Here is a 19,558-nt window from a genome sequence, read left to right on the forward strand (position 1 = left end):
GTCCAGGTGGGGCTTGCTGATGTCAATGCCTGCGCAGAGCATGGTCCTTCTCCTTTGGGTAGACTGAGGGAGGTGGCCACCCGACCCCGTGGGCCGTCCATGTGGATGCGGTCTTTGACGACCGGGATACTGTGCGGCGGGGAGGCCGGGGCGGGTGGCTACCGATCAAAGTCGCGGGCGTGGGAGCCCGGCAACATAGGCGGTAGGACCTCCCTCAGAGGGCAAGATACATGGCAACATGGGATGCCGGGGCCCCCATGCTGGCTTGGGCCAGCATGGGGTGGTATTAGGCTCCCGCCCCGGGTTGGGGCCTTTCACCGGGGGAAAGAGGGGGCAAGGGAGCGGGCAGGAGCATAAGCCTCAGCACCTCGCCCACCTCCTCCACGAAGGTGACCTCGAGGTCCTTGAGGATCTCCTCCGGCACCTCCTTGAGCTCGGGGGCGTTCTCCTTGGGGAGGATCACCTTGTAGATCCCCGCCTGGTGGGCGGCCAAAAGCTTCTCCTTGACCCCGCCGATGGGAAGGACCTTGCCCCTTAGGGTGATCTCCCCGGTCATGGCCACGTCCATGCGCACGGGGCGGCCCGTGAGGGCGCTGGCCAGGGCGGTGGCCATGGTGATGCCCGCCGAGGGGCCGTCCTTGGGCGTGGCCCCTTCGGGGACGTGGATGTGGAGGTCAAACTCCTTGTGGAAGCCCTCGGGCAGGCCCCACTCCTCCCGGTGGGCCCGGAGGTAGGTGAGGGCCGCTTGGGCGGACTCCTTCATGACCTCGCCCAGGTTTCCGGTCAGGTTCACCTTGCCGGTGCCGGGCACGGCCATGGCCTCAATGGTGAGGAGGGTGCCGCCATAGGGGGTCCAGGCCAGGCCCTGGGCCAGGCCCACCTGGGGCTCTTTCTCCGCCTTGTCGGGGCGGTACTTGGGCACGCCCAGGTAGTGCTCCAGGTCGGGGGCGTCCACCACCTTCACGCCCTCCCAGGGGGACTCCAGGAACTCCCTGGCCGCCTTACGGGCCACCTTGGAGAGCTCCCGGTCCAGGTTGCGCACCCCGGCCTCCCGGGTGTACTCCTGGACGATGCGCTCCAGGGCCCGGTCGGTGATCTCCAGCCTGCCTTCCAGCCCCGCCTCCTTCACCTGGAAGGGCCAGCGGAAGTGCCTGGCGATGGCCCGCTTTTCCTGCAGGGTGTAGCCGGGGATCTCAATGACCTCCATCCGGTCCAGAAGGGGCCTGGGAATGGTGGCGAGGGTGTTGGCCGTGGCGATGAAGAAGACCTTGGAGAGGTCGTAGGGAACGTCCAGGTAGTGGTCGGTGAAGGTGTGGTTCTGCTCGGGGTCCAGGACCTCCAGGAGGGCCGAAGCCGGGTCCCCCCGCCAGTCGGAGGAGAGCTTGTCTATCTCGTCCAGGAGGAAGACGGGGTTCACCACCCCCACCTGCTTCATCCCCTGGATGATCTTGCCGGGTAAGGCGCCGATATAAGTGCGGCGGTGCCCCCGGATCTCCGCCTCGTCCCGCACGCCGCCCAGGGAGATGCGGTGGAAGCGGCGGTTCATGCTACGGGCGATGCTCTTGCCCAGCGAGGTCTTGCCCACGCCGGGGGGCCCCACGAAGCAGAGGATGGGGGCGTGGCCCCGCACCTCCTTGCCCTGGGTGAGCTGGCGCACCGCCAGGTACTCCAGGATGCGCTCCTTGACCTCCTGGAGGCCGTAGTGGTCCTCGTCCAGGACCCGCTTGGTGATGGCGATGTCCAGGACGTCGGGGTCGGCCTCGGTCCAGGGGACCTCCAGGAGCCAGTCCAGGTAGGTGCGGCTCACCGTGGCCTCGGGGGAGCCGGGCTGCATCCTCTCCAGGCGCTTAAGCTCCTTCAGGGCCTTGTCCTTGACCGCCTCGGGCATGCCCTTCTTCTCAATGCGCTCGCGAAGCTCTTCAATCTCTGAAAGGAAGTCCTCTCCGCCCCCGAGCTCCCGCTGGATGGCCTTCATCTGCTCCCGGAGGTAGTACTCCCGCTGGTTCTGGTCCATCTGCTCCTTGACCCGGGCGGCGATCTTCTTGTCCAGCTCAAACCGCTCCAGGTCCCGAAGGAGGAGGGCCAGGACCTTCTTCAGCCGCTCCTCCACCCCGGGGGTCTCCAGGATGGCCTGCTTCTCCTCCAGAGGCCAGGTGGCGTGGTGGGCCACCAGGTCGGCTAGGACGGCGGGGTCCAGGGTGCTCCGCACGGCCTCCTGCTGGTAGCGGTCCAGGCGCAGGGTCTTGTGGTTTTGCAGGTAGCGTTCAAAGGCCTCCTGGACCTCGTTCACCAGGACCCGGGCCAGGCCGGGGTCCTCGAGGGGCGGCTCCGGGAGAACTTCGCCGATGGCCCGGAGGTAGGGGGCGGGCACGTAGGAGAGCATGCGGGCCCGGCTCCTGGCCTCCACCATGACCTGGAGGGTGCCGTCGGGGAGGCGCATGGCCTGCTTGACCACGGCCAAGGTGCCCACGGGGTAGAGGTCCTCCGGGGTGGGGTCGTCCACCTCGGGGTCCTTCTGGGTCACCAAGAAGATGTAGCGGTCGCCGCTAAGGGCCTCCTCCACCGCCCGCTTGCTCTTGGGCCGGCCCACGTCCACCCCCGTGGTGGTGTGGGGGAGGACGACGGTGTTCCTGAGGGGCAGAACAGGGAGTTCCAGGCGAAGCTCCTTCATCTAGCCCCATGATACGGGAAACCCCCGGGGCGAAGGGACCCGGGGGCACAAAGGGCTTAGAGGCCCAGGGTGACGGTGGCCACCAGGTTCTTGAAGATGAGCGCTACCTGTCCGGCGGGGAGGCCCTGGACCATGACCCCAAGCCAGATCCTGCCCTGCTGGAGGCCCTGGGTCAGCTTCTCTCCCTGGAGCTGGAGGGAGGCCGAGGCGGTGCCGTTGAAGGTGGCCCTTCCGATGGGGCCGTCTTCTGGCCCCGGAGGGCAAGCGTAGGCGTAGGTAGTTGCGAAATCCCTCAAGGCTATGCAGTTTCCATCGTTCTTTGGGTCGGTGGTCCGGGCGTAGAGGTCAAGGGTGAGGCCTAGCTTTTGGTTGGCCTCGAGGGTGCCCCGGACCACCACGTTTTTAAGGGCGCTGCCGGGGGAAGGGAAGGGGGGCGGATCGGCGGGGTAGACGATAAGGCCCATGGTGTCGGAGGCCACCGGCACCTTGACCTCCTGGGGTGGGAGAGGCACGGTAACGGTCACCGAGCAGGCGGTGAGGGCCAGGAGAAGGCCCAGTACCAGGGTTCCGCGGCGCATGGGAAAAGCATAACATAGGAGGGATGCACCGCCTTCTCTTCCTCCTCGAGGCCGAGCGGGCCCACGAGCTCACCCTGAAGGCCCTTGCCCTCTGGTCTGGGTGTGGTCCTCTGTTGGAAGTCCCCGCCCGCTTCCTCCGGGTGGAGGACCCGAGGCTAAGGGTGGAAGCCTTCGGCCTCACCTTTCCCAACCCCCTGGGCCTGGCGGCGGGCATGGACAAGGACGCCAGGGCCCTAGGCGCCTGGTGGGCTTTGGGCTTCGGCTACGCCGAGGTGGGAACCCTGACCCCTAGGCCGCAGGAGGGGAACCCCAGGCCCAGGCTCTTTCGGCTTCCCGAGGACCGGGCCCTCATCAACCGCATGGGCTTCAACAACGAGGGGGCGGAAAAGGCCGCCCAGAGGCTTCGGGCCTTCCGCGCCCGGGGTCTTCCCTTCCCGGTGGGGGTGAACCTGGGCAAGAACCGGGACACCCCCCTGGAGCGGGCCTTTGAGGACTACCTTCTCGCCCTCGAGGTCCTGGAGCCCTACGGGGACTACTTTGTCCTCAACGTGAGCTCTCCCAACACCCCCGGGCTTCGCGCCCTGCAGGAGGGGCCTTTTCTGGACGAGCTCCTCGCCCACCTCCGCCCGGCCACCCCTAAGCCCCTCCTCCTCAAGCTTTCCCCGGACCTTTCCCCGGAGGCCCTGGACGAGGCCCTTTTCCTGGCCAAAAAGCACGGCCTTCAGGGCCTGGTGGCGGTCAACACCACCACGAGCCGGGAGGGCCTGAAAAGCCCGCTGGCCCGGGAGGCAGGGGGGCTTTCGGGAAGGCCCTTGAAGAAAAGGGCCCTCGAGGTCCTGAGGCACCTGGCGGCGGGGGCGGAGAGCCTGCACCTCATCAGTGTGGGGGGGATAGAGGGGCCGCGAGATGTCTGGGAGCGCCTGAAGGCGGGGGCCAGCCTGGTCCAGGTCTACACGGGCTTCGTCTACGGGGGGCCCCTCTTTCCCCGGAAGCTTCTCAAAGGACTCCTCCGCCTCATGGAGGCGGAAGGGGTGCGCGCCCTCCAAGACCTCAGACGGTGAGCCTGCAGCTAGAAAGCTCCAGCTCCACCGGGGAGATGTGCCTATAGGCTCCGTCCCGGCGCAGGTGGAGGACCAGGAGGGTGTAGGGGTCAAAGACCACCACGTCCTTGACCCCCTGGGAGAGGTAGAAGCGGGGGGCGATCTCCAAGTCCTTGGCCTCGTAGCCCCGGCTCACCACCTCCACCACCGCCTCGGGGATCTGGGTGATGGCCTCGTCCAGCTCCTCGGGCTCCCGGCAGAAGATGGCGATGTCGGGGCGCTTGTAGGAGCCGTCGGGAAAGCGTATGTAGACGTCGGCCACGTGGACGCACCCGCAGGCCTCGCCCTCCTTGGGGCGGATGCTACCTCGGATGCGGTCCACGGCCTTCTGGTGGCGGTAGGTGGGGTGGGCCTCCCAGAGGGGAAGCCCGCCCACCCACTCCAGCCTCAGGCCCACCTCGTCCGCCTCCAGGAGCTTCTTCAGCACGCCCTCATTCTACCCGGTGGACCATCCGCCCCTCCACCAGGGTGAGGACCGGCCACCCGGCCAAGACCCACCCGGCCCAGGGGGAGTAACGGGCCTTGGAGGCGAAGCGGGCGGGCTCCACGCGGGCCTCCTTGGGGTCCAGGAGGACCAGGCTGGCCTCGGCCCCCTCCTCTAGGTGGAGGGGCTTAAGGCCCAGGACTTCCCTCGGGCCGTCGGTGAAGAGGGCGACGAGGCGAGGGAGGGGAAAGCCCCGCTTCAGGTGGAGCTCGGTGTAGAGGAGGGGGAAGGCCACCTCCAGGCTGGGGATGCCGAAGGGAGCCCGGAGGAGGTCCCGCTCCTTCTCCGCCTGGGTGTGGGGGGCGTGGTCGGTGGCGATGGCGGTCAGGGTGCCGTCCAGAAGGCCCTCCAGAAGGGCTTCCCGGTCCTCCTCGGCGCGGAGGGGCGGGGCCACCTTGAAGATGGGGTCAAAGCCCTTCAGGGCCTCCTCGGTGAGGGTGAGGTGGTGGGGGGTGGCCTCGGCGGTCACCGGCAGGCCCGCCCGCCTGGCCTCGCGGATGAGCTCCACCCCCCGCCTGGTGGAGAGGTGCTGGACGTGGAGGCGGGGCGTGGCCTTGGAGCGCCTTAAGGCGTAGCGGAGGACCTCGAGGTCCCGGGCGATGCGGGCGGCCTCGGCCTCGGGGGGGTTGCCGGGAAGGCCCAGGCGGTGGGCCAGGGGCCCGTCGTTCATCACCCCCTGGCGCCTCAAGGAGGCGTCCTCGGCGTGCACCGCCACGGGGAGGCCCAGGGGGGCCGCCTGCAGAAGCCCCGCCGCCAGGATGAAGGCGTCCTCGTTGGTGCGGCCGTCATCGGTGAGGAGGACCGCCCCCGCCTCCTTCAGGCCGCCGGCCTGGGTGAGGCGCTCCCCCTCCTGCCCCACGGTGAGGGCGGCCCCCGGGTGGAGCCGGGCGAGGCCGAGGCGAAGCGCCTTGGCCTTCAGGGCCCGCACGGCCTCGGGGGTGTCCACGGGGGGCCTGGTGTTGGGCATGGAGACCACGTCCGTGTACCCGCCCCGAACCGCCGCCATAAGCCCCGAGGTCAGGTCCTCCTTGACCTCCTCGCCGGGCTCCCGCAGGTGGGCGTGGAGGTCCAGAAAGCCCGGGGCCAGGAGCTTGCCAGAGCCGTCCACCACCAAGGAAGCCTCCCCCCCTTCCAGGGAGAGGATCCGCCCCTCGCCGATGAGGACGTCGGCGGGGCCCCGGACGCCTTTGGCGTCCACCAGGTTCACGTTTTTGATCAGGATCATCGCTCCCTCCCCACGAGGAGGTGGTACAGCACCGCCATGCGCACGGCCACGCCGTTTTGCACCTGCCGGTTTACCAGGCTCCTCGGCGAGTCCGCCAGGGTGCCTTCTAGTTCCACGTCCCGGTTCATGGGCCCGGGGTGGAGGAGGGGGGCCTGGGGTTTGGCGAGCCCAAGCCGCCTTTCGGTGATCTGGTAGCGGGCGATGTAGTCCTCCAGGTTGACCAGGCCCGCCTCCATGCGCTCCTTTTGCAGCCTCAGCGCCATGACCGCGTCCGCTTCCTCCAGGGCCTCCTCCAGGCTAGGGGTGAGGCGGGCCCCGGGGAGGCTTTGGGGGAGGAGGGAAGGGGGCCCCGCGCACCAGACCTCGGCCCCCAGGAGGGAGAAAAGCTCCGCCCCCGACCGGGCCACCCGGGAGTGGAGGATGTCTCCCACGATGGCGATCTTCTTCCCCTCCAGGCTCCCCAGGGCCTCCAAGAGGGTGTAGGCGTCCAGAAGGGCCTGGGTGGGGTGGGCCCTCTGGCCGTCCCCCCCGTTCACCACCACCCCTTTGACCCAGCGGGTGGCCTGGTGGGGCACGCCGGCGGCGTCGGCCCGGATCACGTAGGCGTCCACGCCCATGGCCTCGAGGGTGAGCAGGGTGTCCTTGTAGCTTTCCCCCTTCTGCAGGCTACTGCTTTGGGCGGCGAAGGAGACCACGTCCGCCGACATCCGCCTGGCCGCCAGCTCAAAAGAGGTGCGGGTGCGGGTAGAGGGCTCAAAGAAGACCGTGGCCACGGTGAAGCCCTGCAGAGCGGGCACCTTCTTCACCGGCCTCTCCAAGACCTCCCGCATCACCCTGGCGGTGTCTAGCACGCTTTCCAGATCCGCCCGGGACCAGCCCTCAAAGTCCAGAAGGTGCCTCACGCCTCCTCCTTTTCCCAAAGCTCCACCCGGTCCTCCCCGTCCACCTCGGCCACCTTGACCTTCACCACCTCGTTTTTGGCGGTGGGCACGTTCTTGCCCACGAAGTCCGCCCGGATGGGAAGCTCCCGGTGCCCCCGGTCCACCAGGACCGCCAGGTAGATGCGCCTGGGGCGTCCTAAGTCCATGAGGGCGTCCAGGGCGGCTCTGGCCGTGCGGCCCGTGTAGAGGACGTCGTCCACCAGGACGATGGCCCTATTCGTCAGGTCAAAGGGGATGCGGGTCTCCCGCACCTGGGGCCGGTGGCCGATCTCCGAGAGGTCGTCCCGGTAGAGGGTGATGTCCAGGATGCCCACGGGGACCTCCTGGCCCTCAAACTCCTGGATGAAGCGGGAAAGGCGCTTGGCCAGGGGAATCCCCCGGGTGTGGATGCCCACCAGGGCCAGGCCCTCCACCCCCTTGTTGGCCTCCACGATCTCGTGGGCGATGCGGTAGAAGGCCCGCCGCATCTCCTCGGCGTTCATCAGCTCCGCCTTGAAGCGCACGCCCCACCTCCAAAAAAAGGGGAGGCCGAAGCCTCCCGGTTTCTTTCCTGTTGCCGCGTCCTATGTTCTCGCACTTTTTCCCCCTTTCCGGCCTCGCGGGACCGGATTAAAGGCCAGGCTCACCTTACACCCTAGGGTTCCACGATGCAACCCACGATCACCGCATTCCCCATGGCGCTCGTCATCCCGCAGAACCACAGGCTCCAAGGGGAGAGGATGGGCCAGATGCCCAGAACCAGGTTGGCCCGGTCCTGCCAGTGGCCCATAGGCGTTCCCCACTTTTCCACGCCCAGGTGGAATCCGCTTGCGTGCGCAAAAAGTGTTTACATCACCTTGGGGCGAAGGTAGCGCCAGGCGGTCCAGAGGAGGACGGCGGCGAAGACCAGCCTCAGGCCTCCCTCGGGCAGGAAGTGGGCCAGCTCTCCGCCTAGGAAGGTGCCCAGAAGAACTCCGGGCACCAGGCCCGGCACCAGGTTCCCTTCCACGTTCCCCAGGCGGAAGTGGGTGTAGGCCCCCACGAAGCTGGCGGGCACCATGGCCAGGAGGCTCGTCCCCTGGGCGGTGTGCTGGGCCATGCCCAGGAGGAGGACCATGGCGGGCACCATGATGGTCCCCCCGCCCACCCCCATCATCCCCGAGAGGAAGCCGGTGAAGGCCCCCGCCAGGAGGAGGGTGAGGCCCTGGACCACCTCACCCCGCACCAGACCCACGGGGGCCAGGTAGGGCTTGAGGAGGAGGAGGAAGGACACGAAGAAGAGGAACCAGCCGAAGGCCCGCCTGAGCCTGGCCTCCGGGAGGCTGTGGGCGTACCGGGCCCCGTAGCGGGCGGTGAGGATGGCGGTGATGGCCAGAAGAAGGCCCGCCTTCAGGTCCAAAGAGCCCTGGAGGCCGTAGGTGAAAGCCCCCATGAGGCCGGTGAAGAAGACGGCCACCAGACTGGTGCCGTGGGCCTTGTGCTGGGAAAGCTTGAGGAGCCCCACCATGAGGGGGATCATCACCGTGCCCCCACCCAGGCCCACCAGCCCACCGAAAAGCCCGCCCAGGAACCCCACGAGAAGGCTCATGGGCCTATGCTACCGGGTTGGGTGGCTCCAAGCCCTTCAGGACCGCGAGGAGGTTTTCCACCGCCATCATGGCCATGCGCTCCCGGGTGCGCCTTCCCGCGGAGCCCAGGTGGGGGGTGATGACGGCGTTTTTGCGGGCCAAGAGGGGGTGGCCCAGGGGCAGGGGCTCAGGGTCGGTCACGTCCAGCCCAGCCCCGAAGAGGTGGCCGTCTAAAGCCTCCACCAGGGCCTTGGTGTCCACCAGGCCTCCCCGGGCGGTGTTGAGGAGGATGGCCCCCGGCTTCATGGCGAAGAGCCTTTCCCGGTTCAGGAAGCGGTGGGTTTCGGGGGTTAGGGGGGCGTGGAGGGAGACGATGTCGGCCTGGGCGAGGAGCTCTTCCAGGGAGAGGAAGGGGTAGGGGAGGGGCTTGGGTGTGCGGCTCGTGTAGACCACCCGCATCCCAAAGGCCTGGGCCCTCTTGGCCACCGCCTGGCCGATCCTTCCCATGCCCACGATGCCCAGGGTAAGGCCCTCGAGGTCCAGGCCCAGGAGGAGCTCGGGGTGCCAGGCCCGCCACTGCCCTCCCCGGGCGTAGTCCACCCCCTCCACCACCCTTCTGGCCACGGCGAGGAGGAGGGCCAGGGTGAGGTCGGCGGTGGCCTCGGTGAGGACCCCAGGGGTGTGGGTGACCCGGATGCCCCGCCTCCTGGCCGCCTCCAGGTCCACGTGGTCCACGCCCACGCTGTAGCAGGCGATAACCTTTAGGCTTGGCCCGGCCCGCTCCATGACCTCCTCGTCTATCCGGTCCTCCACCGTGGGGATGAGGCCCACCACTCCCTCCACCTTTTTGAGGAGTTCCTCCCGGGGGAGGAGGAGGCCCTGGTGGACCTCCACCTCGAGGCCCTCCTCCCTAAGCCGCTCCAATGCGGGGCCTAGCAGGGTACGGGTGACGAAGACCCTCACGGAAGCACCTCCAGCTCAGGGAAGGCGGTGTGATAGGGCAAGGGGTCAAAGGTGGCCAAGCGGAAGCCGTGGTAGAAAGCGTGGGCCCCAATGAGAAAGTCAGCCAAGATGCGCCGGGGTAGGCCTCCTTCCCGCCTTTTGCGGGCGTAAAGGCCAAACCGTTCCCCAGCCAGGCGCCAGACCTCCAGAGGCATTTCCAGGTGGAGCCGCACGCCTAGGCTCTGCAAAGCGGCCAGTATTAGGTTAGTGTCTAGGCTGAACATCCTTCCCGGAGGCGGCGCACATGGCCCAAGGCGTCGTGCCCTGTGGCCTCTCCCAGGGCTCGGGCTTCCTCGGGATAGGCCTCCAGGAGGTTCTTCACCAGCTCCCGCACCGCCGGGTGCACGGGCTTGAGGCGGATTTCTCCTTCCACCACCTCCACGCGAAGCCGCTCTCCGGGACGCAGGCCCAGGGCCTGGCGCACCTCGGCGGGCAGGGTGATCTGGAAATCGGGGCCTAGGGTAACTTCAGGCATGCCCTTAGCTTAGCAAAGCCCCCTCATGCCCCCGCGAAGGAAAGCTCGGCCACGGCCACCGTGGGGCTCCCGTAGGCGGCGTCCATCAGGACCCAGTCCAGGTCGCTCCCCACGCCCTCCACCGCCTGCAAAAGCTCCAGGAGGTTGCCGGCCACGGCGAAGTTCTCCACGGCGTGCCGGACCTCCCCCTCCTCCACCCAAAGCCCCAGGGCCTGGAGGGAGAAGTCCAGGCTCACGGGGTTGGCCCCGGCGTGGAGGCCCATGAACTCGGTGATGACGACCCCGTCCGTCAGCTTCAGGTCCCCCCCAGGGGCCAGGTAGAGGTTGCTGGGGCCCACGCCCAAGGGTCCCCGGTAGCCCCTTCGGGCGTGGCCGGTGTTCTCCTGGCCCAGGGCCCTGGCGGTCTCGGAGTTGTGGAGGAAGGTCTTGAAGACCCCCTTTTCCACCACCACCGTGGGCCTGGCCGGGGTGCCCTCGGCGTCAAAGGGGCGGGAGAGGAGGCCCTTTTCCAGGGTGGGGTCGTCTATGAGGGTGACGAGCTCGCTGGCGATCCTCTCCCCAAGCCTCCCCAGGAGGCGGCTTTTGCCCTCCATGGCCATCTTGCCGGAGAAGGCCTGGGCCAGGATCATGAGGAGGCTCGCCATGGCCTTGGGCTCCAGGTAGGCCCGGTAGCGGCCCGTCCGGAGGGGCCTCGCCCCGAGGAGCCTCGCGGTCTTCTCCCGGAGCTCCAGGGCGGTGCGGCCCGGGTCCAGGGCGTGGAACTCCTTGCCAAACTGGGCGTCCCAGCCCTGCTTGAGGCTTGCCCCCTCTCCCATGACGAAGCTCCCCATGAGCCCGGCGAGTCCGGTGCGGTAAGCCCCCTGGGCCCCCTGGGTGCTCTCCAGGGCGAGGCGCACCTCCCGCTCCATGTACCCGCCCATGAGGACCGCCTTGACCCTGGGGTCTTCCCGGAGGGCCTTTTCCAGGCTCAGGGCCGCCTGCCTTTTGGCCTCCAGGGGGGCGGAAAGCCCCTCGCCCAGGAGGTCGTGGCTCCCCAGGGGCCTCCCCGGGGGGATGCGCCCTTCCTTGGCGGAGAGGAGGGCGTTTTCCCGGGCCTCCTCCAGGGCCCAGTCCAGGGCCTCCTGGGAGAGCTCCTCGGTGTAGGCGTAGCCCACCCGGCCCCCGGCCACCACCCTTAGGCCCACCCCGCCCTGGCGGGCCTCCTTCAGCTCCTCCAGCCTTCCCCCCTGGGCCCTTATGGAAAGCTCCCGGTTTTCCACGAAGAGGAGCTCGGCCTCGAGGCCCATCTCCTTTGCCCGCCGCAGCACGTAGCCCTTGGCCTCTTCCAGCGTCATGCCCGACCTCCCACCACGATCTCGGAGACCAGCACATGGGGCTGGCCCACCTCCACGGGCACCGCCCCGGAGAGGCTCCCGCACATGCCCGGGGCGTTTTCCCAGTCGTCGGCCACGGCCACCACCCTCATGAGGGTCTCGGGGCCCTTGCCCACCAGCATGGCCCCCCGCACGGGCTCCTCTATGCGCCCCTTGCGGATGATGTAGCCCTCCTGGACGGCGAAGTTGTACTCCCCCGAGCCCGGCTTCACCTGCCCGCCCCCCATCTCCTTGGCGTAGAGGCCGAACTCTATCCCCTCAAAGAGCTCCTCGGGCTTCTTGTCCCCGGGGGCGATGAAGGTGTTGCGCATCCTGGAGGTGGGGGCGAAGGTGTAGTCCTGCCGCCGGCCCGAGCCCGTCATGGGGTAGCCGGTCTGGAGGTGGCCCAGGCGGTCCACCATGTAGGCCTTCAGGACACCTCCTTCTATGAGGACCGTGCGCTCCGTGGGGCGCCCCTCGTCGTCCACCTCCGTGGAGCCCCAGGCGTGGGGGAGGGTGCCGTCGTCTATGTAGGTGACGGCGGGGCTGGCGATCCTCTCGCCCAGCTTGTCGGAGAGGACGCTGGCCTTCTTGGCCACGCTGGTGGTCTCCAAGAGGTGGCCCACGGCCTCGTGGAAGAGAACCCCGCCGAAGCCGGGCCCCACCACCACGGGGAAGGTGCCGGCGGGGGCGGGCTTGGCGCGGAGGTTGGTCAGGGCCTGGCGGGCGGCTTTCTCCCCCACGGCCTTGGGGGGGTAGAGGTCAAAGAGCTCCAGGCCCACGCTCTTGCCGGGCCCGGCGTAGCCCGTCTGCACCTCGGCGCCGTCCTGGGCCACCGCCAGGACGAAGAGCCTGGTCCTGACCCGCCTCTCCTCGGCCAGGACCCCTTCGGTGTTGGCGATCAGGACCTCCTGTTCCCACTCCAGGAGGCTCGCTTCCACCTGGCGGATCTCGGGGGCGATCCTGGCGCCGCTTTCCGCCTCCAGAAGCCTCTCCAGGCGGTAGCGCTTGTCCTTTTCCCCGTAGGGCACCTTGGGGGTGTGGAGGCCTTTGGGGGCCCGTTTGCGGAAGTCCAGGCCCCCCATGCCCCGCTCGTCCACCTTGCCCAGGGTGCCCTTGGCCTTTAGCAGGGTTTCCAGGGCCTCGAGGAGCCCCTCCTTGGTGAGGTCATTGGTGTAGGCGTAGACCACCTCGGTGCCGAAGAAGAGCCGGATGCCGGCCCCGTAGTCCAGGCCGCTTAGGGCATCCTCCAGCCGGCCGGAGCGCACCACCATCTGCCTTTTCCGGGAGCGCTCGGCGTAGACCTCGGCGAAGTCGGCCCCGCCCGCAAGGGCCCGCTTCAGCACCGCTTCCAATAGCTCGGCCTGCAGCATGCCCCGAGTCTACCCGGGGCTGACCCGCCGGTCAACCGCCAGGCTTAGGACCGCCATCTCCAGGGCCAGCCAGGGGTCCTTGCCCCCCTTGGCCCGGCGCTCGGCCTCTATGAGGGTGGTGAGGGCTTGGCGGAGGGCCTCCTCGCTTAACCTCCTCGCCTCCTCCAGGGCCTTCTTGGCGGCGTAGGGGTGGGCGCCCAGCCGGGCCAGGTCCGCCTCCTTGGGCCTTGGATTCTCCTGGAGGAGAAAATAGGCCTTGGAGAGGAGGCCGAACTGCCAGGCGAAGGCCCCGAGGAGCTTTAGGGGCTCCTCGCCCTCCTCCTTGAGGCGCTTCAGGCGGGCCAGGGCTTCCTTGGGGTTCTTCTCTAGGACCGCCCGCACCAGGTCAAACCCCGTGATGGGGGGCTTCAGGGCCACCACCATCGCCACCTTCTCCAGGGTGAGGGGGGGCGGGAGGAGGGCGAGCTTCTCCAGTTCCCGCTCTAGGGCCTCCAGGTCGGCCTCGAGGGCCGCCAGGTACTGGGCCACGCCGGAGGGGAGCCTGAGGCCCAGGCGCCTGGCCCGGTTCTCAAGGTGCCTCACGAGGTCCTTCCCCTGGGGGGTGGGTAAGTCCCGCCGCTCCCGGCTACGGTAGAAGGCGGCCCGGGAGGGGCTTGGCCTGGGGTCTAGGAGGAGGACGGGGACGCCTTCGGGAACGCCCTCCAGGATAGGCTTCAGGGCCTTCCACTCCCCCTCGGAAACCTCCCTCAGGTCCAGCATGGCCCCCCCGCCCCCGAAAAGCCCCGGGGCCAGGGCCTCGGCCAGGGCCTCGGGGGTGGGGTCGGTGAAGCGGGTAAGGCCTAGGAGCCTGGCCTCTTCCAGAAGGGCCTCCCGGGCCAGGAAGGGGTCTCCGGTGAAGGCGATCACCATAGGGGTCCCCGCGCGGCGGGGGCTTTAGAGGGCGTTCAGCCCCGTGATCTCCCGGCCCAGGACCAGGGTGTGGATGTCGTGGGTGCCCTCGTAGGTGTAGACGGTCTCCAGGTTCAGCATGTGGCGGATGGCGTGGTACTCCAGGGTGATGCCGCTTCCCCCCAGGATGTCCCGGGCCAGGCGGGCGGCCTCCAGGGCCTTCTTCACGTTCTGCCTTTTGGCCAGGGAGACTTGGGCGGGCTTTAGCTTCCCCTCGTCCTTGAGCCGGGCGAGGCGCCAGGCGAGGAGGAGGCCCTCCGTGTGCCAGGCCAGCATCTCCGCCAGCTTGGCCTGGACCAGCTGCTTCTTGGCGATGGGCTCGCCGAAGGTATAGCGGCTCCCCGCGAAGGCCACCGCCTCGGCGTAGACGGCCTCCAGAGCCCCCATAGCCCCCCAGGCGATGCCGAAGCGGGCCTGGGTGAGGCAGGAGAGGGGGGCCTTGAGGCCCTCCGCCTTGGGCAGGCGCAGGGACTCCGGCACCCGCACCTCGTCCAGGATGAGCTCGCTGGTCACCGAGGCCCGGAGGCTCATCTTGTGCTTCACCTCCCGGGCCTGGAAGCCCTTGCTGTCGGTGGGGACGATGAAGCCCAGGACCCTACCCGCCTCGTCCTTGGCCCAGATGATGGCGATGTGGGCCAGGTTGCCGTTGGTGATCCACATCTTGGTGCCCGTGAGGACCCAGGTGTCCCCCTCGAGGCGGGCCTTGGTCTTCATGTTGCCGTGGGGGTCCGAGCCGCCGTCGGGCTCGGTGAGGCCGAAGCACCCCACCATCTCCCCCCGGGCGAGCCTGGGGAGGAACTCCCGCTTTTGCGCCTCGCTCCCGAAGGCGTAGATGGGGTACATGACCAAGGAGCTCTGGACGCTGGCGAAGCTCCTGAGCCCCGAGTCCACCCGCTCCAGCTCGTAGGCCATGAGGCCGTAGGCGGCGCTAGAGACCCCCGCCCCCCCGTACTCCGGGGGCAGGGTGGGGCCCAGGAAGCCCATCTCCCCAAATCTGGGGATCAGGTGGGTGGGGAAGACCCCTTCCTCCCACCAGTCCCGGATGTGGGGCAGGGCTTCCTTTTCCAGGAAGCGGCGGGCGGCCTTTTGGATTTCCTTCTCCTCGGGGGTGAGGAGGTCCTCCAAGGCGTAGAAGTCCAGCATAGGGCCAGTCTACCCCAACTCCTTCACCCAGACCTCGTGAATCACGGGGCGGCCCAGGTAGGGGGCCCAGAAGGGGCTGGCCCGCTTGGCGTAGAGGCGGAAGCCCAGGCTTCGGTAAAGCCGCCTGGCCGCCTGGTTGGCCCGGGTGGTGGAGAGCTGGACCCCTCTAACCCCCCGGGCCTGCAGGCAGTCCAGGAAGGCGGCGAGGAGGGCCTTGCCCACGCCCTGGCCCTGGGCTTTGGGGTCCACGGCGATGTGGAGGTGGGCGGGGTAGCGCCCCTTTGGGGCCTTGGGCCCGGGGAAGAGGAGGAGGCGGAGGAGATAGCGGAGGTGGGGGAGGATGGGCCCGTAGCGGCCCATAAAGAGGCGGATAAGGATGAGGGGAAGCCTTAGGGCCAGGTCCAAGGCCAGGGAAAGCGTCCCGCAGGCCCCCAGGATGTAGCCCACCACCTCCCCCTCCGCCTCGGCCACCAGGGCGCAGCATCCCCGGCGCAGGTAGGGGGCCACGAAGAGCTCCCCCCAGAGGGCCTGGCTGGGGAAGGCGAAGCTTCCTTCCCGGCCCAGGAGAAGGGTCTGGTGGGCAATGCGGGCGATGGCCCCAAGGTCCCCCTCCCCCGCCGGGCGCACCCGCACCATGGGAACAGTCTAAGCCCCTTACGGTAGAATGCGCCCCGTGCGCCTGGCCCCCTGGCAGTGGCTGGTCTTGCTCCTCCTCCTCTACCTGGTGGGGGCGGAGGCCTTGCGCCTTTGGCTGGACCTCCTCTGGGCCGAGCGCCTGGCCTTCCTCCTGGCCGCTCTGGGGCTTTGGGCCTTCATCAACGGCCGCTTCGTCTTCGCCTACTACCACGCCCTCCTGGCCTCGGCCCGGGTGCGGCGCCTGCCCCTTTTTTCCCCTAAGCCCAAGGAGCACCTCCTGGTCCTGGCCCCCCACCCCGACGACGAGGTCCTGGCGGCGGCCGGCCTCATGCGCCGGGTCTTTGGCGAGGGCGGGCGGGTCAGCGTGGTCTACCTGACCTCGGGGGACGCCTTTGACCTGGCGGCGGGAAGCCCCATGCCCTCCAAGGAGGCCATGCGCCGCCTGGCCTTAAGGCGCATGGTGGAGGCCTGGCGGGGCCTCGAGGCCCTGGGCCTTCCCCGGGAGAGCGCCATCTTTCTGGGCTTTCCCGACCGGGGGCTGTTTCAGCTCTTCACCACCCACTACTACCTGCCCTACGAGAGCCCCTACACGGGCCTGAAGGCGGCCATCTATCCCGGGGTGTACCGCCCGGGCCTCCCCTACACGGGAAAGGCTCTGGAGGCTACCCTGGTGGAGCTTCTAAAGGAGCTAAAGCCCACCCGGGTCCTCCTCCCAAGCCCCCTGGACGCCCACCGGGACCACCAGGCCACGGCCTACCTGGGCATGCAGGCGGCGGCCTCTTTGGGCCTGGAGGGGCGGCTTTGGTACTACATCGTCCACGGGGGGTACCAGTACCCCCTGCCCAAGGGCCTCCACAAGGGGCTTCCCCTTTACCCTCCGCCCCGGGGCCGGGGGCTTCCCTGGGAGCGCTTCCCCCTCACTCCGGAGGAGGTGGACCTAAAGGAAAAGGCCATCCGGGCCCACAGGAGCCAGATGCGCCTCCTCTCCCGCTTCCTCCTCGCCTTCGTGCGTCAGAACGAGCTCTTTAGCCCCCTGCCCGTCCCCGCCAAAGAGGCCCTAGCCCCGGAGGAGGAGGGGTGGGCCCTCCTCGAGGGGCGGGAGGTCCTCTAGGCTCTCCAGGCCGAAGACCTCCAGGAAGCGCTCCGTGGTGCCGTAGAGCTTGGGCCTGCCCGGGGCCTCCTTTTCCCCCACCACCCGCACCAGGCCCCGCTCCACGAGGCCCTCCAGGACCCCCTCCACGCTCTTGCCCCGCATGGCCTCCAGCTCGGCGCGGGCGATGGGCTGGTGGTAGGCGATGAGGGCCAGGACCTCGAGGGCAGCCTTGGAGAGGCGGGGAGGCGTGGGCTTCAGAACCCTTTCCACCGCCTCCAGGGCCCCCTCGTGCACCACGAGCCGCCACCCGCCCGCCACCCGCTCTAGGGCGATGCCCATCTCCCCTCCGGAAAGCTCCTTCTCCAGGGCCGAAAGGGCCCGAAGCAGGGCCTCCTCCGGGTGGCCCAGGGGCGAGAGCTCCTTCAGGGCCACGGGTCTCCCGGCGGCGAAGAGGACGGCCAGGAGCTCGGCCTTCAGGCTAGCCATGGAGGTAAGGGAGAAGGGCCTCCTTGGGGATGGCCCCTTCCCGGAGGATCTCCCCCGTGCGCAGGTCCACCACGCTGGAGGCTAGCCCCGTGGCCTCGCCGGGGAAGACGAAGTCCACGGGGAAGGCCCGGGCTTCGGCCTCGGTCCTCACCGGGGGCTCGCCGCTCCTATTGAGGCTGGTGGCGGCGGCGTGCCCGCCCACCCGCCTGAGAAGCTCCCGCAGGGCCTCGTGGGCCGGCATCCTCAGGCCCACGGAGCCGTCCCGGCTGATCCAGGGGGGGATGCCCCTGCCCGGGACCACGATGGTGAGGGCCCCCGGCCAGAAGGCCTCGGCCAGGCGCAGGAACCGCTCCTCCAAGGGGCCCAGGTCCGAAAGCCTTAGGGCGTCCTCCAGGCCTGCCACCAGGACCTGGAGGGGCTTCTTCTCCTCCCTGCCCTTCAGGGCGTAGATCCTGCGGCAGGCGGCCTCGTCCTCCATCCGGGCCAGGACGCCCCAGACGGTGTCGGTGGGAAAGGCCACCAGGCCGCCCTTTTTCAGAACCTCCGCCGCCTGGGCCAGCTCCTTCTGGTATACTTCCGTCATGCCGGTCTACCAGTATAAGGCCCGCGACCGCCAGGGCCGCCTGGTGGAGGCCACCATTGAGGCCGAGGACCTGCGCACCGCAGCCCGGCTTTTAAGGGACCGGGGCCTCTTTGTGGCCGAGATCAAGGAGCCGGGGCGGGGCCTTCAGGCCGAGGGGCGCCTGCCCGCTCTGGAGCGGGGGCCGGGGCTTAAGGACCTGGCCATCTTCTCCCGCCAGCTGGCCACCATGATCGGGGCCGGCCTCACCCTCCTCCAGTCCCTGGCCATCTTGGAAAAGCAGACCGAGAACAAGAAGTTCCGGGAGATCATCAAGGAGGTGCGCACCGACATAGAGGGCGGTATGGCCTTCTCCGACGCCCTGGCCAAGCACAAGCTCTTCTCCCGGCTTTACGTGAACCTGGTGCGGGCGGGGGAGACCTCGGGCGGTCTGGACGTGATCCTGGACCGCCTGGCCGCCTTCCTGGAGAAGGAGCTTGAGCTCAGGGGCAAGATCCGTAGCGCCATGACCTATCCGGTCATCGTCTTCGTCTTCGCCGTGGGCGTGGCCTACTTTCTCCTCACGGGGATCGTGCCCCAGTTCGCCCAGATCCTCACCGACCTGGGCTCGGAGCTCCCCCTCCTCACCCGCTTCCTCATCGCCGTTTCCGAGTTCCTCCGGGCCGCCACCCTGCCCCTTCTCCTCCTCTTCGTGGCCCTCTTCTTCGCCTACCGCTGGTACTATGGCACCCCCCAGGGGCGGAAGGTGATAGATCGCATCAAGCTGAGGATCCCCGTCTTCGGCAACCTGAACCGCAAGACCGCCATCGCCCGCTTCTCCCGCACCCTGGCCCTGCTCCTCGCAAGCGGCGTCAACATCCTCGAGGCCCTGGACATCACCAAGGGCACCGCCGGCAACAGCGTGGTGGAGGAAATCATCAACACCGCTAAAAACAAGGTGCAGCAGGGCGAGCCTCTGAACCTCACCCTGGCCCAGCACCCCTTCGTCTTCCCCCCCATGGTGAGCTCCATGGTGGCCATCGGCGAGGAGACCGGGGCCCTGGACACCCTCCTCTCCAAGATCGCCGACTTCTACGAGCGGGAGGTGGACGAGGCCGTGGCCAGCCTCACCGCCGCCATTGAGCCCCTGATGATCATCTTCCTGGGCGTCATTGTGGGCATGATCGTGGCCGGGATGTTCCTGCCCCTCTTCAAGATCATCGGGACCCTTTCCACCCAATAAGCCTTTCGGCCACCTCCGGGGGAACCGGCATCACGGAAAGCCGGTTCCCCCGCTTGACCAGGGGGTGGTCCGGGGGGAAGAGGGCTTTGAGCTCCTTTAGGGGGATGAGGGGCCAGGCCTCGAGGAAGGCCACCTCCACCGTGTACCAGCGGGGCCGTTCCGGGGTGGCCCTGGGGTCAAAGTAGGGGCTTCCCGGGTCAAACTGGGTGGGGTCGGGGATGCGGGTCTGGACTACCCGGGCCAGGCCGGCGATCCCGGGGGGGTTGGTGCTGGAGTGGTAGATGAAGCAGAGGTCCCCCTCTCCCATCCGCAACAGGTAGTTCCGGGCCTGGTAGTTCCGGACCCCGTCCCAGATGGCCCGGCCCTCCCGCCTGAGGTCCTCTATGCTGTAGGTCTCGGGTTCAGTCTTGAGGAGCCAGTAGGCCATGGGCCCAAGTCTAAAGGCCCCTTTAGCCCCCTCCAAGCCCTTCTACAGGGCTTTACCCAAAACTCCTTCCTCGCCCTCCCTTAGCCTGCTTCAAGAGTTCTTGGGTGACTTCATAGTTGAGCAGGCGAACCAGGCCCCTCAGGAGCAGGTACGGACCATCCCTCTCGCTGGGCAGCCCCAGCTTGCCCCCGAGCTGCAAAAGAAACCCCTTGAACGGATCCCCCAACCGCTCAACTCCCCAAAGCAACCCCGCCAGCCCCAGCAAAACCGCCACC

General features: G+C 68.4%; 23 protein-coding genes. 3 read left to right on the forward strand and 20 right to left on the reverse strand.

What is annotated here, in order from left to right:
• Nucleotides 1-286: 286 nt before the first annotated feature.
• Nucleotides 287-2,671 (reverse strand): endopeptidase La, encoded by a 2,385-nt coding sequence (gene lon / locus BVI061214_RS07245; RefSeq protein WP_053767823.1) that lies wholly within the window; start codon nt 2,669-2,671, stop codon nt 287-289.
• 56 nt (nt 2,672-2,727) lie between these two features.
• The gene (locus BVI061214_RS07250; RefSeq protein WP_053767824.1) at nt 2,728-3,249 is read right to left on the reverse strand and encodes a hypothetical protein; all 522 of its coding nucleotides are present in this window, start codon (nt 3,247-3,249) and stop codon (nt 2,728-2,730) included.
• Between the two features lie 23 nt (nt 3,250-3,272).
• Between BVI061214_RS07250 and BVI061214_RS07255 the strand changes: the two genes are divergently transcribed.
• Nucleotides 3,273-4,310, forward strand: a complete 1,038-nt coding sequence (locus BVI061214_RS07255) for a quinone-dependent dihydroorotate dehydrogenase (protein ID WP_053767825.1) — start codon at nt 3,273-3,275, stop codon at nt 4,308-4,310.
• Here BVI061214_RS07255 and BVI061214_RS07260 read toward each other — a convergent pair.
• The 14 genes from BVI061214_RS07260 to BVI061214_RS07320 form a co-directional block, all read right to left on the reverse strand.
• Entirely contained in the window at nt 4,300-4,776 is a 477-nt protein-coding gene (locus tag BVI061214_RS07260) for a Uma2 family endonuclease (RefSeq protein WP_053767826.1), read from the reverse strand. The two genes, BVI061214_RS07255 and BVI061214_RS07260, sit on opposite strands and share 11 nt — an antisense overlap.
• A 4-nt stretch (nt 4,777-4,780) precedes the next feature.
• Nucleotides 4,781-6,058, reverse strand: coding sequence for a dihydroorotase (locus BVI061214_RS07265; RefSeq protein ID WP_053767827.1), 1,278 nt, complete (start codon nt 6,056-6,058; stop codon nt 4,781-4,783).
• Nucleotides 6,055-6,960 (reverse strand): aspartate carbamoyltransferase catalytic subunit, encoded by a 906-nt coding sequence (locus BVI061214_RS07270; protein ID WP_053767828.1) that lies wholly within the window; start codon nt 6,958-6,960, stop codon nt 6,055-6,057. The genes BVI061214_RS07265 and BVI061214_RS07270 overlap by 4 nt, the downstream gene beginning before the upstream one ends.
• Nucleotides 6,957-7,502, reverse strand: coding sequence for a bifunctional pyr operon transcriptional regulator/uracil phosphoribosyltransferase PyrR (gene pyrR / locus BVI061214_RS07275; RefSeq protein ID WP_053767829.1), 546 nt, complete (start codon nt 7,500-7,502; stop codon nt 6,957-6,959). The genes BVI061214_RS07270 and pyrR overlap by 4 nt, the downstream gene beginning before the upstream one ends.
• 131 nt (nt 7,503-7,633) lie before the next feature.
• The gene (locus tag BVI061214_RS12575) at nt 7,634-7,768 is read right to left on the reverse strand and encodes an SPW repeat protein (RefSeq protein WP_082333129.1); all 135 of its coding nucleotides are present in this window, start codon (nt 7,766-7,768) and stop codon (nt 7,634-7,636) included.
• Between the two features lie 57 nt (nt 7,769-7,825).
• A complete protein-coding gene (locus tag BVI061214_RS07280) occupies nt 7,826-8,566 on the reverse strand; it encodes a sulfite exporter TauE/SafE family protein (RefSeq protein WP_053767830.1) in 741 nt (246 codons plus the stop codon).
• A gap of 4 nt (nt 8,567-8,570) precedes the next feature.
• Nucleotides 8,571-9,509, reverse strand: coding sequence for a 2-hydroxyacid dehydrogenase (locus tag BVI061214_RS07285; RefSeq protein ID WP_053767831.1), 939 nt, complete (start codon nt 9,507-9,509; stop codon nt 8,571-8,573).
• Nucleotides 9,506-9,772: a type II toxin-antitoxin system VapC family toxin gene (locus BVI061214_RS07290; protein ID WP_082333130.1), complete on the reverse strand. Its 267-nt coding sequence runs from the start codon at nt 9,770-9,772 to the stop codon at nt 9,506-9,508. Before BVI061214_RS07290 ends, BVI061214_RS07285 begins: the two co-directional genes overlap by 4 nt.
• Entirely contained in the window at nt 9,760-10,023 is a 264-nt protein-coding gene (locus BVI061214_RS07295) for an AbrB/MazE/SpoVT family DNA-binding domain-containing protein (protein WP_053767832.1), read from the reverse strand. The genes BVI061214_RS07290 and BVI061214_RS07295 overlap by 13 nt, the downstream gene beginning before the upstream one ends.
• A 23-nt stretch (nt 10,024-10,046) precedes the next feature.
• Nucleotides 10,047-11,357 (reverse strand): TldD/PmbA family protein, encoded by a 1,311-nt coding sequence (locus BVI061214_RS07300; RefSeq protein ID WP_053767833.1) that lies wholly within the window; start codon nt 11,355-11,357, stop codon nt 10,047-10,049.
• The gene (locus tag BVI061214_RS07305) at nt 11,354-12,748 is read right to left on the reverse strand and encodes a TldD/PmbA family protein (protein WP_053767834.1); all 1,395 of its coding nucleotides are present in this window, start codon (nt 12,746-12,748) and stop codon (nt 11,354-11,356) included. The genes BVI061214_RS07300 and BVI061214_RS07305 overlap by 4 nt, the downstream gene beginning before the upstream one ends.
• A gap of 9 nt (nt 12,749-12,757) precedes the next feature.
• Nucleotides 12,758-13,657, reverse strand: a complete 900-nt coding sequence (holA, locus tag BVI061214_RS07310; RefSeq protein ID WP_053767835.1) for a DNA polymerase III subunit delta — start codon at nt 13,655-13,657, stop codon at nt 12,758-12,760.
• 24 nt (nt 13,658-13,681) lie between these two features.
• The gene (locus tag BVI061214_RS07315) at nt 13,682-14,839 is read right to left on the reverse strand and encodes an acyl-CoA dehydrogenase family protein (RefSeq protein ID WP_053767836.1); all 1,158 of its coding nucleotides are present in this window, start codon (nt 14,837-14,839) and stop codon (nt 13,682-13,684) included.
• 9 nt (nt 14,840-14,848) lie between these two features.
• Entirely contained in the window at nt 14,849-15,475 is a 627-nt protein-coding gene (locus BVI061214_RS07320; protein ID WP_053767837.1) for a GNAT family N-acetyltransferase, read from the reverse strand.
• Between the two features lie 28 nt (nt 15,476-15,503).
• Here BVI061214_RS07320 and BVI061214_RS07325 point away from each other — a divergent pair, with 28 nt between their 5' ends.
• Nucleotides 15,504-16,586 carry a PIG-L deacetylase family protein gene (locus BVI061214_RS07325; RefSeq protein ID WP_053767838.1) on the forward strand — a complete coding sequence of 361 codons (1,083 nt, stop codon included), beginning with the start codon at nt 15,504-15,506 and terminating at the stop codon, nt 16,584-16,586.
• On the opposite strand, the gene scpB is transcribed toward BVI061214_RS07325, so the two are convergent.
• On the reverse strand, nt 16,533-17,054 hold the full coding sequence (scpB, locus tag BVI061214_RS07330; RefSeq protein ID WP_053767839.1) for an SMC-Scp complex subunit ScpB: 522 nt from the start codon (nt 17,052-17,054) through the stop codon (nt 16,533-16,535). The two genes, BVI061214_RS07325 and scpB, sit on opposite strands and share 54 nt — an antisense overlap.
• Nucleotides 17,047-17,637, reverse strand: a complete 591-nt coding sequence (locus BVI061214_RS07335) for an L-threonylcarbamoyladenylate synthase (RefSeq protein WP_053767840.1) — start codon at nt 17,635-17,637, stop codon at nt 17,047-17,049. Before BVI061214_RS07335 ends, scpB begins: the two co-directional genes overlap by 8 nt.
• Here BVI061214_RS07335 and pilC point away from each other — a divergent pair.
• Complete coding sequence (gene pilC, locus BVI061214_RS07340) at nt 17,636-18,856, forward strand: type IV pilus assembly protein PilC (protein WP_053767841.1); 1,221 nt, start codon at nt 17,636-17,638, stop codon at nt 18,854-18,856. The genes BVI061214_RS07335 and pilC overlap by 2 nt on opposite strands.
• Here pilC and BVI061214_RS07345 read toward each other — a convergent pair.
• Nucleotides 18,831-19,283: an EVE domain-containing protein gene (locus BVI061214_RS07345; protein WP_053767842.1), complete on the reverse strand. Its 453-nt coding sequence runs from the start codon at nt 19,281-19,283 to the stop codon at nt 18,831-18,833. The genes pilC and BVI061214_RS07345 overlap by 26 nt on opposite strands.
• 52 nt (nt 19,284-19,335) lie before the next feature.
• Nucleotides 19,336-19,558, reverse strand: a 223-nt coding sequence (locus tag BVI061214_RS13460) for a hypothetical protein (RefSeq protein WP_082333131.1), incomplete at its 5' end; no start/stop codon positions are given.

The sequence above is a fragment of the Thermus aquaticus genome (assembly GCF_001280255.1).
Classification (GTDB): Bacteria; Deinococcota; Deinococci; order Deinococcales; family Thermaceae; genus Thermus; species Thermus aquaticus.